The organism is Sediminibacterium sp. GW821-FHT12F12, assembly GCF_058806635.1.
Genome location: NZ_JBXAPW010000002.1, coordinates 538,324 through 551,429 on the forward strand (window position 1 = coordinate 538,324; position 13,106 = coordinate 551,429).

The 13,106-nt window shown below is 46.7% G+C and carries 13 protein-coding genes; 8 read left to right on the forward strand and 5 right to left on the reverse strand.

What is annotated here, in order from left to right; all coding sequences use genetic code 11:
• The first annotated feature begins 138 nt into the window (after positions 1 to 138).
• Entirely contained in the window at positions 139 to 1,617 is a 1,479-nt protein-coding gene (locus AC1RNB_RS04890; RefSeq protein ID WP_493081210.1) for a Gfo/Idh/MocA family protein, read from the forward strand.
• A gap of 119 nt (positions 1,618 to 1,736) precedes the next feature.
• Here the strand turns inward: AC1RNB_RS04890 and AC1RNB_RS04895 are convergent, their stop codons facing one another.
• From AC1RNB_RS04895 to AC1RNB_RS04915, 5 genes are all read right to left on the reverse strand, one after another.
• Positions 1,737 to 2,612 carry a sugar phosphate isomerase/epimerase family protein gene (locus AC1RNB_RS04895; protein ID WP_493081212.1) on the reverse strand — a complete coding sequence of 292 codons (876 nt, stop codon included), beginning with the start codon at positions 2,610 to 2,612 and terminating at the stop codon, positions 1,737 to 1,739.
• A 140-nt stretch (positions 2,613 to 2,752) separates the two neighbouring features.
• Positions 2,753 to 3,316: a gluconate 2-dehydrogenase subunit 3 family protein gene (locus AC1RNB_RS04900; RefSeq protein ID WP_493081214.1), complete on the reverse strand. Its 564-nt coding sequence runs from the start codon at positions 3,314 to 3,316 to the stop codon at positions 2,753 to 2,755.
• Between the two features lie 98 nt (positions 3,317 to 3,414).
• Positions 3,415 to 5,094: a GMC oxidoreductase gene (locus AC1RNB_RS04905; RefSeq protein WP_493081215.1), complete on the reverse strand. Its 1,680-nt coding sequence runs from the start codon at positions 5,092 to 5,094 to the stop codon at positions 3,415 to 3,417.
• A gap of 90 nt (positions 5,095 to 5,184) precedes the next feature.
• A complete protein-coding gene (locus tag AC1RNB_RS04910; RefSeq protein ID WP_493081216.1) occupies positions 5,185 to 6,069 on the reverse strand; it encodes a hydroxypyruvate isomerase family protein in 885 nt (294 codons plus the stop codon).
• A gap of 35 nt (positions 6,070 to 6,104) precedes the next feature.
• The gene (locus AC1RNB_RS04915) at positions 6,105 to 7,346 is read right to left on the reverse strand and encodes an MFS transporter (protein ID WP_493081218.1); all 1,242 of its coding nucleotides are present in this window, start codon (positions 7,344 to 7,346) and stop codon (positions 6,105 to 6,107) included.
• 175 nt (positions 7,347 to 7,521) lie between these two features.
• Between AC1RNB_RS04915 and AC1RNB_RS04920 the strand changes: the two genes are divergently transcribed.
• The 7 genes from AC1RNB_RS04920 to AC1RNB_RS04950 all read left to right on the forward strand — a co-directional run bounded on the left by AC1RNB_RS04920 (position 7,522) and on the right by AC1RNB_RS04950 (position 13,085).
• On the forward strand, positions 7,522 to 8,688 hold the full coding sequence (locus tag AC1RNB_RS04920) for a Gfo/Idh/MocA family protein (RefSeq protein WP_493081219.1): 1,167 nt from the start codon (positions 7,522 to 7,524) through the stop codon (positions 8,686 to 8,688).
• Between the two features lie 114 nt (positions 8,689 to 8,802).
• Positions 8,803 to 9,858: a sugar phosphate isomerase/epimerase family protein gene (locus tag AC1RNB_RS04925; protein ID WP_493081220.1), complete on the forward strand. Its 1,056-nt coding sequence runs from the start codon at positions 8,803 to 8,805 to the stop codon at positions 9,856 to 9,858.
• A 65-nt stretch (positions 9,859 to 9,923) separates the two neighbouring features.
• Entirely contained in the window at positions 9,924 to 10,319 is a 396-nt protein-coding gene (locus AC1RNB_RS04930) for a c-type cytochrome (protein WP_493081222.1), read from the forward strand.
• A gap of 7 nt (positions 10,320 to 10,326) precedes the next feature.
• Positions 10,327 to 11,055 carry a 3-keto-disaccharide hydrolase gene (locus AC1RNB_RS04935; RefSeq protein ID WP_493081224.1) on the forward strand — a complete coding sequence of 243 codons (729 nt, stop codon included), beginning with the start codon at positions 10,327 to 10,329 and terminating at the stop codon, positions 11,053 to 11,055.
• 110 nt (positions 11,056 to 11,165) lie between these two features.
• Positions 11,166 to 11,612: a nucleoside deaminase gene (locus AC1RNB_RS04940; RefSeq protein WP_493081226.1), complete on the forward strand. Its 447-nt coding sequence runs from the start codon at positions 11,166 to 11,168 to the stop codon at positions 11,610 to 11,612.
• A 203-nt stretch (positions 11,613 to 11,815) separates the two neighbouring features.
• Positions 11,816 to 12,421 (forward strand): superoxide dismutase, encoded by a 606-nt coding sequence (locus AC1RNB_RS04945; RefSeq protein WP_493081227.1) that lies wholly within the window; start codon positions 11,816 to 11,818, stop codon positions 12,419 to 12,421.
• A 70-nt stretch (positions 12,422 to 12,491) separates the two neighbouring features.
• Positions 12,492 to 13,085 (forward strand): hypothetical protein, encoded by a 594-nt coding sequence (locus AC1RNB_RS04950; RefSeq protein ID WP_493081229.1) that lies wholly within the window; start codon positions 12,492 to 12,494, stop codon positions 13,083 to 13,085.
• The last annotated feature ends 21 nt before the right edge of the window (positions 13,086 to 13,106 follow it).

The window sequence follows — 13,106 nt, forward strand, 5'->3', positions numbered from 1 at the left end:
ATTATAGAAGGCCGATAGTTTTTTGCAGACTATTATAGGTCTGTTACTTTTTTATTTCTCCTGTTCGCTACTTTCCATCCGATATTTCGATAAATTCATGTCTCTATTTTTTTCTCAAACAACCAACGATTGTTCAGCATGAAAAACAAACCCCAATCAGGTAACAAAACACCCGAAACCAGCAATGCCGGTTCGCGCCGTTCTTTTATCCGTAATGCAGCTTTGGCAGCTGCCGGATTTTACATTGTTCCGCGCCATGTACTGGGCCGCGGTTTTACTGCCCCCAGCGATAAACTGGTAGTGGCCGGCGTAGGTGCCGGTGGTAAGGGCGAAAGCGATCTCTTGAATTTTTACCAGAGCGGTAAAGCCGAAATCGGTTTCCTCTGCGATGTAGATTCCCGCCAGACCCGCAAAAGCCGTGAGCGTTATCCCAAGGCAAAGATCTATACCGATTACCGCGAAATGATGGAGAAAGAACATAAAAGTTTCGATGCGGTTTCCGTTTCTACTCCAGACCATATGCATGCCGTAATTGGTATGGCCGCCATGCAGCTCGGCAAACATGTATACATTCAAAAGCCCCTTACCCACGATATTTACGAAGCACGTATGTTAACCAAAGCCGCCCACGATTACAAAGTGGTAACGCAGATGGGTAACCAGGGTGCTTCGGGCGATGGTGTTCGCCAGTTGCAGGATTGGTACAATGCCGGCCTCATTGGCGATGTACACACTATTTACTGTTACACAGACCGTCCCGTTTGGCCACAGGGTATCCCATGGAGTGCCAACAAACCACCCGTTCCTGCCGAACTCGACTGGAACCTCTGGCTCGGTACTGCCCCTTACCGCGATTATGTAGAAAAACTGATTCCATTTAACTGGCGCGGCTGGTGGGATTATGGTACCGGTGCGCTGGGCGATATGGCCTGCCATATCATGGCCCCCGCTTTTGCCGTACTCGGTCTCGGTTACCCCGAATCGGCAGAGTGCAGCGTAGCTACCCCTTATATCGAAAACTGGACACGTGGTAATTACCCCGATTCCGGTCCGGTATCTTCATCTATTACCTTATCCTTCAAAGGCGCCAACGGCAAACCCATTAAACTGCATTGGATGGATGGCGGCATCCAGCCCGAGCGTCCGGACGAGCTGGGCCCCAACGAAATCATGGGCGATGGTGGCAACGGTGCTATCTTCCTCGGAACCAAAGGCAAAATGATCTGCGGCACCTATGGTATGTATCCCAATCTATTACCTACCTCACGCACCAAAGAAACCACTGTACCACAAACCGTAGCACGTGTTCCCAAGGGCGATGCGGGCCACTATGCCGCATGGGTAGAAGGTGCCATTGCCGGATATGGCTCTGAAAAAGCAAAAAACCTCAGCTCTAATTTCGATATCGCCGGTCCGTTAACCGAGAGCGTATTGATGGGTAACCTCGCTATACGCAGTTACAACATCATGAAAAAAGACGACAAAGGCCGCAACACCTACCCAGGCCGCAACGTTAAACTTATGTGGGATGGCCCCAATATGCGTATCACCAACTTCGACGAAGCCAACCAGTTTGTGAAGAGAACCTATAGAGACGGGTGGAGCCTGGGGGTATAGAACCTACAGTGAATAACAAACTAACGAAAACGGCTCATGAAACATGAGCCGTTTTTTTTGAATATCGAATCTCCATTCACCGCAGTTTCTATTCAAAAGAAATACAAAGTTCCTCTCACTTAATACGAAAAGCCTTTCATATACTTCGCATCCGCTTCTGCACTGGCCAGTGGGTTACTGCCGGTAAAAGCTTCCTGCTCAACAATATGGTATTGGAGACCTTTGCTTTCTCCCACTTTCAGGATAGAAGCAAAATCGATCGTACCCTTACCAATCTGCACAGACTCATGACCTTCTCTACCATTCGTTTTGGCCAGGTCTTTAACATGGCAGAGTCTGAAACGGCCCGGGTGTTTGCTGAACCAGGCTTTCGGATCTTCGCCCGCAGCTACTACCCAGTAAATATCCATTTCAAAATCTACCAGATTTTTATCGGTCAGGTTCATCATCACTTCCTGCGGCACTTCACCATTAACAGGTTTGAAAGAATAATCGTGGTTATGATACGCAAAACGAATTCCATTCTTTTTACAGATCTCGCCTGATTTATTAAACTCATCGGCAAACTTTTTATAATCGTCTATCGATTTCTGCGGCCCTTTGTACGGACAGATCAGGTATTTCATCCCGATGGCTGCAGCTTCGGCGGCCTTGCGTTCAAAGTCTACCGTGTTATTACAGTGAGCCGAAACAATATTCAGGTTCAGATCATCCATATACTTTTTAAACTCAGTGTTCTTCATGCCCCAGAAAATACCCTTCTGTCCTTCAAAACTTTCAATCATCTTATAGCCATACGATGATATTTTTTTCAGGGTTTCTTTGGCATTGGCACCCATATCTTCCTTCACCGTCCATAACTGGATCCCGAAAGAAGACAGTTTCTTATACGGTGCCAACCCGTTCAGCAAAGAAGATTTTCCTGCAAAAGGCAGCGATAAACCCAATGCGGCAAAAGTACTGTTGCGTAAAAAATCACGCCTGTTAGTAGACATATAATACACTTTATAGGATGATAAAACCGGCCCGCGGGACGTGAGTCGTCAATCGTGAGTCGTGAGTTATGAATAACTTATTGAGAAACATGCAAACCGCATGCCCCAATTATTAATTATTAATTTTTAATTGCTAATTACTAAGTGGCCCATGCCTTATCGCCCTTCTTGTAATCAATACAACCTTCGTATTTACCCGGTACGGCCACATAACGCAACGCTTTGGTAGCACCTACTTCTGAAGTAAAGAAGCCCGTGAGGGTCAGTTCTTTCATCATACGGAAATAATGGTTGGGCTGGTCGTCTTTTTTGGTTTTCTGGTATTCTTTCTGCTCTTTGTCCAGCTCTACCAGCAAACCATGGCGCTGCTCGGCAGTGCTTTCCATGAACGACTTGCCATTTTTTGTTTTACTGGCTTCGTCCAGCTTGGCCATGCCTTCCATGAAGATCTTCTGGTCTTTTTCTTCGTAGCAGTCTCTTACCATCACCGTCATAAACTCGCCCACTTTGGCCGCTTTGGCACCGGGTGTGCTGGTGGCTGGTAAAATAGTTTCCGCTACTTCATCCAGGAAAGAAATATCAGATGCAGAAAAACTAACGCCAACATCTGTTTTGGTTTTACATCCCGACAGGAATGCTTCGGCACCCAAAATAGTTCCTCCCAGGAGCAGGGCTACACTGGATAAGGCTTCTCTTCTATTCATGAGATTTGTTTTTTTCTCACCCCCCGACCCCCTCTCTACTTTGTAGAGAGGGGGAGGAAGAACCCTCTTTGCGAAGCAGAGAGGGCAGGGTGAGTAGATTATAAATTTTGTTTTTTCAATTCAGTCACCGCATGATCCACCGCTCTCGCAGTAAACGCCATATAAGTGAGTGATGGATTTACACAGGCAGCAGAAGTCATAAATGCACCATCGGTAACGTATACATTCGGCGCATCCCACACCTGGTTAAATTTGTTTACCACAGAGGTTTTCGGATCGGCACCCATACGGGCAGCACCCATTTCGTGAATACCTCTTCCCTGGTAACCATTGGCATCCCAGCCTCTTACATCTTTTACACCAACGGCTTCCAGCATTTCAATGGCATCTTTCTGCATGTCTTTACGCATCTTCAGTTCATTCTCTTTCAGCTCAGCGTCGAACGACAATACATTCAGCCCCCATTTATCTTTCACGGTCTTATCCAGTGTAACCTTATTGGCATGATCCGGCAGGATTTCTCCAAAACCACCCATACCCATACTCCAGCTACCGGGTTCTGTTAATGCATCTTTGAATTCACCGCCAATGCTCAGTTCAGCCACATCGCGGCCCCAGCCCGATCTGCTGGCACCACCCTGGTAACCAAAGCCACGCAGGTAGTCGCGCTTATCACCGGCAAAGTTCTGGTAACGCGGAATATAAATACCGTTGGCACGACGGCCGAAATAGTATTTATCTTCGTATCCTTCTACTCTTCCGCTGGCACCCACACCCAGGTGGTGGTCCATAATATTATGTCCCAGCTCACCGCTGCTGCTGCCCAAACCTTCGGGCCATACATCGGTAGCCGAATTCATCAGGATCCAGGCAGTGTTAAAGGTAGAAGCATTCAGGAATACGATCTTCGAATTGAACGTAACGGTTTTATTGGTTTCTGCATCGAGTACTTCTACACCGGTAGCGCGTTTTTTGTCTTTATCGTACAACACTTTGGTTACGATAGACCATGGACGAAGGGTAAGATTACCTGTTTTCATAGCCGCAGGCAGGGTAGACGATTGCGTACTGAAGTAAGCGCCGAACGGACAACCCAGCCAGCATTTGTTCCGGAACTGGCAATTGGTTCTTCCTTCATGCGCTACAGTTAGGTTAGCGGTACGGCCAATAATCATGGCACGGGCACCTTTGTAATATTCTTTCATGCGGGCCGCCACATCTTTCTCCACACAGTTCATATCCATCGGAGGCAGAAACTGTCCATCGGGTAACTGCGCCAATCCATCACGGTTACCACTGATGCCCGCAAATTTTTCTACATAATCATACCAGGGTGCAATGTCTTTATAACGTACCGGCCAGTCAACCGCAATTCCGTCTTTGGCATTGGCTTCAAAATCCAGATCACTCCAGCGATAACTCTGGCGGCCCCACATCAGGGAACGGCCACCTACATGGTACCCGCGGAACCAGTCGTACCGCTTTACCTCTGTATACGGACTCTCTTTTTCGTTCACCCAGTAATCCAGGTTGGTTTCGTTCAGCGGATAGTCGCGTTTCAGCACCGGATAATCATTGATCATCTGTTGGGTTCTTCTTCCGCGGTGCGGAAAATCCCATGCTTCTTTGTTGGCATTCACATAGTCTTTGATATGCTCAATGTTTCGCCCACGTTCCAGCAGCAGCACTTTGAGTCCTTTTTCGGTTAACTCTTTTGCCGCCCAGCCACCGCTGATCCCGGAGCCGACAACAATGGCATCAAATGTTTGATCGGACATGATTCTGTTTGTTTATTGGTTTATGGTTACTTGTTGTTAATTGGCAATGGTGAATGGGCAATTTGATTATTCAGCATTGCCCATTCACATCTACACATCACATATCGAAACCGCTTTCCGCAAGGAGCCCAGCTTATCTGCTGCCAGCGGAATAAATTCCTGAGCCACATACCCTGTAAATCCGGTACCCAGAATGGCTTGCATGATGGCAGGATAGTATAATTCCTGTGTTTCATCAATCTCATGCCTGCCCGGTACACCGGCTGTATGATAATGACCGATATAAGTATTGTAATCGCGGATGGTCCGGATTACATCACCTTCATCGATCTGCATGTGATATATGTCGTATAACAATTTAAAATTCGGCGAACTCAGCCGTTTGCACAATTCAACACCCCATTGTGTTCTGTCGCACATATAATCCTTATGATCGATCTTGCTGTTCAGCAGTTCCATGGTTAATACTACCCCTCTCTTCTCTGCATGGCCAATGATCTGCTTCAGTCCTTCCAGGCAATTCCGTAAACCGGTCTCGTCATCCATGCCATTGCGGTTACCACTGGCACAAAACAGGTTTTTAAAACCGGCATCAGCTACAAGATCGATATGTTCAGTATAATTTTTAATGAGTGTGGCATGATACTGTTTATCATTCCAGCCCTTGGTTAAACCAATCTCGGCACCATTACACATGGTAGAGATGAGATTGTATTTTTTGAGGGTGGCCCAGTCTTTCGGCCCTACCAGATCAATACCCTTCAGGCCGATCTCATTGGCGGCTACACATAATTCGTCCAGTGTTAAACTACCAAAACACCAGCGGCAAACCGAATGCTGGATATTACCTTTTAACATGTAACGGCTGTTTGGGCCCGCAGCAAAAGAAGGCATAGCCGCAGTACCCGCTGCCAGTGCAGCAGAACCTGCGAGGATATTCCTGATCGCTTTCCTTCTGTTTGAATATGGGGGCATATACGAATGGGACTTTACATATAATTACTCATTGCCTATGCGGCAGATAACTTTGATGAACTTTTCCTGCCGCGCATATACACCAGTAATATGGCAAAAGCAACAGACAGGATCACCGGAATAATCAGTGTAGCATTTAACACCTCCGGTCCTGCCAGCTTTTTGGCTTCATTCATGGCAGCTTCTGAGGTATCGCCGGCTGGCAGTTTTCCGCTTACCAGTTTATCATAATATTCACCCATGAATACCGTGTACACAGATACCGCAAACATACCGGCGCCACCCATCAGGTTCATACCCACTGCTCCTGTTTTAGGCAGGTTCTCCGATACAAAACCCAGCATGGTAGGCCAGAAATAACAAACACCCATACCAAATACAATAGCCCCTACAAAAAGCATATTACCTGAACTGTGTCCAAGAAGATATAAGCCTACGGCAGATAAGATCGCTGAGATCAGCAATACACCCGTTGGGGAGAATCGATGCACTACCGGACCCGCAAACCCCCTTCCGATTACCATGATGCCGGTTTCGATGGTCAGCAGCAGAATAGCATTATCAGATACATTCTTTAATAAAACATCGATCCACTGTCCGGTAAACAGCTCTGTAATGGCGGTACCGAACATCAGGATAATCATCACAATGAACAATGGATTCAGCAATGATTTGTACATCTCCCCTGCCGATACGCCACTCGCCACCCTTTCTGTAACCGGGAAATCCAGTTTGCTGAAAAGATAACCATAAATCAGGGTAGGAATCGCCATCAGACCCACCTGGATCTGCCAGCCGATACCCGCTTTATCAAGGAAATATACCAATAAAGTACCAATCACAATTCCACCCGGAAACCATAAATGGAAGTGGTTCAGTTTGGTGGTTTTATTATCTGCATAAATAGTAGCTACTAACGGATTACAGGCAGCTTCTACCGTGCCATTGGCTATGCCGATACATAAGGTTGAAATAAACAGACTCCAGTATCCACCGGCAAATACGGTTAACAGAATACCTGCCAGGTGAAATACAAACGCTACCATCAGTAAACGTTTCATTCCGATGATATCTACTACAAAACCACCAATGATCACCGCCAGCGGAAAACCCCAGAACGCAGTGGCAGCAATGGTTCCCAGCTCTCCGGCAGAGAGTTCGAACTGAACTCCCAGGCGACCTAAAATTCCGGCGCGGATACCAAAAGAAAGAGAAGTTACTAATAAAGCCAGACAGCTGGCCACAAATAATTGGCTACGTTGGGGAGTAGTCTGCATATCGTTAGGGGTTATATGAAAAAGCAATCTGTGGTTAAATGTAATTTTTTATTTTTAAAACTGGATTGATAAAATCTGCCATGCATCAATTTTTTATGTAAACTTTACAGCTAACAGGCATTCATACCCTGATTGATTAAAATAATACCAGCATTTCATAAAAAAGTATCAAACCATGAATCGTAAACTCAGAATGGGAATGGTAGGTGGGGGCAAAGACGCCTTTATCGGTGCCATCCACCGCCTGGCCGCCAATATGGATGGCCTTATCGAAATTGTTTGTGGTGCCTTAAGCATCAACCCCGAAATAGCGAAAGCCTCGGGCGAAATGTTATTTCTGCCGGCCAACAGAACCTATCTCACATTTGATGAGATGATCACCAAAGAAAGCCAGTTACCGGCCGATCAACGGATGGATTTTGTAACCATCGTTACCCCCAACTTTGCTCACTTTGCTCCCGCCATGATGGCGCTGGACCATGGTTTCCACGTGGTGATCGAGAAACCGATGACTTTTACACTGGACGAAGCCAAACAACTCCAGCAGAAAGTAGCAGAAACAGGATTAACCCTCTGCCTTACCCATACCTATTCCGGTTACCCCATGGTAAAGCAGGCCAAAGCCATGGTGGCAGCAGGCGTGTTGGGTAAGATCCGTAAAGTATGGGTAGAATACCCGCAGGGCTGGCTCAGCAAACTGAGCGAGCGCGAAGGCAATGCCCAGGCGGCCTGGCGAACAGATCCTAAAAAATCGGGCAAAAGCGGCTGTATGGGCGATATAGGTACCCATGCCGCACACCTGTCTGAATATATCACCGGCTCCAAAATCACCCATCTCTGTGCCGACCTGAATGTGATGGTAGAAGGCCGGGCACTGGATGATGATGGTAACGTATTACTCAAATTCGATAATGGCGCAGCCGGTGTATTGATGGCATCGCAGGTGGCTGCCGGTGAAGAAAATGCACTGAAAATCCGCGTGTACGGCGAAAAAGGAGGCATTGAATGGGCCCAGCACGAACCCAATACTTTATTGGTAAAATGGCTCGACCAGCCCACACAGATCCTTCGTGCCGGCGGTAACTATGGCGATCGTCTTTCCAGCTTTGCCACCCATAACTGCCGCACTCCGGGCGGACACCCCGAAGGTTACCTCGAAGCATTCGGTAATATCTACCGCAATTTTGCTTTAACCCTCAGTGCTAAAATAGATGGCAAAACCCCCACACCCGAAATGCTCGACTTCCCCTCCTGCGAAGATGGTATCCGCGGTATGGCTTTCATCGATAACGTAGTAGCTTCTGCGCAGAGCGATGTGAAGTGGACAAAATATGTGTTGTAAGAAGTGAGTGGTGAGTAGTCAGTAGTGAGTAAGGGTTGTTTTCACTCACTACTGACTACTCACCACTCACCCATTCTATCATACTATCATTCAATCATTCAATCATTACTAAACATGACCACGATTAAAGGTCCCGGCATCTTCCTCGCTCAATTCATGGGTGATACGGCTCCGTATAATTCATTGGAATCTATTTGTAAATGGGCCGCTTCTCTCGGTTTTACCGGCGTGCAGATCCCTACCTGGGACAGCCGCTGCATAGACCTGCAGAAAGCCGCCGAAAGTAAAACCTATGCCGATGAGATCAAAGGCATCGTAGCAGCGGCCGGTTTACAGATCACAGAACTGTCTACCCACTTACAGGGCCAGCTGGTAGCAGTAAACCCTGCTTATGATGCTTTGTTTGATGGGTTTGCCCCTGAGAACCTGCGCAATAACCCCAAAGCCCGAACAGCATGGGCCGTGCAGCAACTGGAATTCGCCGCCAAAGCTTCGCGTAATTTAGGATTGGATGCTCATGCCACTTTCAGCGGTGCGCTCTTATGGCATACAGTATATCCCTGGCCACAGCGTCCGGCCGGTTTAGTGGAAACCGGTTTTACCGAACTGGGTAAACGCTGGTTACCCATCCTGAATGCTTTTGAAGACGCAGGTGTGGACCTCTGTTACGAAATACATCCCGGCGAAGACCTGCACGATGGCATTACCTACGAAATGTTCCTTGCCAAAGTGAATAATCATAAAAGAGCCTGTCTCTTATACGATCCTTCGCATTTTGTATTGCAGTGCCTGGATTATCTTACTTATATCGATCATTACCATGAACGGATCCGTATGTTCCATGTAAAAGATGCGGAATTCAATCCAACCGGTAAACAGGGGGTATATGGTGGCTTCCAGAACTGGGTAGATCGCGCGGGTCGTTTCCGTTCGTTGGGAGATGGACAGGTAGATTTCAAATCCATCTTCAGTAAACTATCTGCCTACAATTACAAAGGCTGGGCAGTAATGGAGTGGGAATGTGCCATTAAAGATGCAGCCACCGGTGCAGCAGAAGGTGCACCGTTTATCAAAGACCATATCATTAAAGTAACTGAAAAAGCCTTTGATGATTTTGCCGGAACCGGTTCGGATGAAAATTTTAATCGCCGCATTTTAGGAATTGATTAATACCTTCATACCCGCTTTGGACAAAATGAAATCTCTAATTTTTTGAACCCTAAAAATCAACTCCCTTGAAAAAGTATTTAGTAGCTTTCTCCCTGTTGGCCTTTGCTGCAGCCTGCAGCAGTAACCCTGAGAAAAAAGAAGAGAAACCCGCAGAAACAGCCGCTGCACCAGCGCCTGCCAACGATATGGCCAGCAATCCTGATTATGAAAAAGGACTGACACTGGTTGCCAAATCAGATTGTCTTACCTGCCATAAAGTAAATGAGAAATTAACCGGCCCTGCTTATTCAGAAGTAGCTGCCAAATATGAAAACACGGAAGAGAATATTACCATGCTGGCCAACAAGATCATCAAAGGCGGCCAGGGCGTTTGGGGTGCCATCCCTATGACCCCACACCCAACTGTAAGCGAAGCTGATGCCAAACAGATGGTGAAATATATCCTCTTACTTAAGAAATAAATAACCCATGCAATCATTTTCAGCGATCACGGTTTTAGCGGTATCCTTACTACTGGCCGGTCCGGTTACAAAAACAACATCACTCCATACCCCTGTTCAGAAAAAAGAAAAAGGCTGGACTTCTTTATTTGATGGGAAAACACTGAATGGCTGGCATACTTACGGTAAAAATACCGTGAGTGCTACCTGGACAGTGGAAGACGGTACGATTTATTACAACCCTTCCAAAAGGGTGCCCGGACAAAAAGGTTCCAATGATCTGGTAACCGATAAGGAATATGAGAATTTTCATTTCAAATACGATTGGAAGATCGGTAAGAACGGTAACAGTGGTCTGATCTTCTGGGTGCAGGAAGATTCGGTAAAATACAAGCAAACCTATCATACCGGTCCTGAAATGCAGGTGCTCGATAATGATGGTCATCCCGACGGAAAAATCAACAAACACCGCGCAGCCAATCTCTACGACCTGATTGCCGGCAAAGAAGGTGTTGTAAAACCCGTAGGTGAATGGAACACTGCCGAGATCATCAGCAACAAAGGAAAGCTTGATTTTATCCTGAACGGAGAAACCGTGCTGTCTACCACTTATGGCGATGATAACTGGAAACAGATGATTGCCGGAAGCAAATTCAAACAATGGCCCGATTTCGGAACGGTTTTCAAAGGCCGTTTTGCCCTGCAGGACCATGGCAACGATGTTTGGTACCGGAATATCGTGATCAAAAAATTATAAGTCTCGTTGAGCAGATAAAAAGCCATCTCCACAAGGGATGGCTTTTTTAGTATCGCTATTCCTGTTTTCTCTCCCGCTGTTAAGCGGTTTCAAAATCCTATTTTCGCTGTATGATCGAGTTCGATGATATTTATTTCATGCAACAGGCGCTCAAAGAAGCAGTCATTGCTTATGAGGCAGATGAAGTGCCCGTGGGTGCCGTGGTTGTCATCAATAACAAGATCATTGCCCGTGGGCATAACCAGGTAGAGCTGCTGACCGATTCTACCGCCCACGCAGAGATCCTCGCGCTCACGTCTGCCTATAACTACCTCGGAGCCAAATACCTGCCAGAAGCCTGTTTATATGTAACCGTAGAACCCTGCCTGATGTGTTGCGGCGCCTTGTACTGGAGTAAAATAGGCAGGATCGTGTATGGCGCATCAGATGAAAAGAACGGCTTTAAACATATCACCCGGGAAAACTGGCCCTTTCATCCCAAAACCGAACTGGTAAAGGGCGTGATGGCAGATGAATGCGCACAACTGATGCAGTCTTTTTTTAAGACAAAGAGATGATTTTTTTGATTGTTTCACTAAGAGTGGATAAGAGAAAAAGAGAGCTCTCTTATCCACCCTTTTTCTCTTTGGCTCTTAACGAACCCTCCCGCATTTGTTTCGATTTAAGAAAGAATTAAACTATCCCCACCCTATATCAACTGAACAACAGTAAATTTGTTACTCATTCTAACTATTCATTTATCATTTAAAATTGATAGACTATGTCATTTACACTTGCCCCATTACCTTACGCGCATGATGCGCTGGAACCACATATCGATACCACTACCATGCAGATCCACCATGGTAAACACCACCAGGCCTATGTAGATAACCTGAACAAAGCCATTGCCGGTACACCTAACGAAGGCAAATCACTGGCCGAGCTGGTGGCTGCGGCGGGCTCTATCAGTCCGGCGGTACGCAACAACGGTGGCGGTCACTGGAACCATACTTTTTTCTGGGAGAGCCTGGCACCCAATGCGGGAGGTGCCCCAACCGGTGCACTGGCCGATGCCATTACTGCGGCATTTGGTTCTTTCGATGCTTTTAAAGAGAAATTTGCCGCAGCCGGCATGACCCGTTTCGGAAGCGGTTGGGCATGGTTACTGGTAAAAGATGGTAAACTGGAAGTTTCTTCCACGCCTAACCAGGACAATCCGCTGATGGACGTAGCCGAAGTGAAAGGGACCCCGATCCTGGGTGCCGATGTTTGGGAACACGCTTACTACCTCAAATACCAGAACCGCCGCGCCGATTACCTGGCCGCTTTCTGGAATGTAGTAAACTGGACCAAAGTAGCCGAACGTTTTAACGCAGCAAAATAAGCGCTGTGCGGAAATAATATTATTTTACAGTCCCGCTGTTGCAGCGGGACTTTTTTATGAAACTACACTTATGAAAAAAATCCTGTTTTTCGGCCTGGCACTGGTATTGTTCGCTTCCTGTAAGAGTAAAAAAATGATTGTGATGAGTAAGGGCGAGGCCGATATCAACCTTGAGGCCAAAACCATCACAGCCAAAGATGGCGGCGGACATGAAGAAAAAGCCGTAACCCTGGGTAGCGGTAAAATGGCTTTTAAAATGAACACTCCCGCCGGTGAAGCTACGGTAGAATTAGAGGAGAATGGTTTATATGTAGTGAATGTAAAGAACGATACCATCATTGGTGGTTACCAATCTTACAGCGATCCCAAAGTATCGCAGCAGGTAATTACGCAGGAGAAACTGAAACAACAGATCGATTCACTGCAGTTATTATCAGAAGCGAAGAATGTGAGTGCAGCCAACCGAAATTTTTTCATATTGCCCAATCATGCAGTGAAGATCACCGACAATACAGAAGCACTGGTAGTAGGTCCATATCACCGCATGCGTTCTGCCGAAAAAGTAGACGGAAAAGATCCGGAAGTATACCGGTTTTACAGCATCAAAGAGATCCGGGAAATTATCGGCAAACTGCAGGCTTTAACCGTTGCACCGAAGGAGTAATTTTCAAATTCCCACATTTTC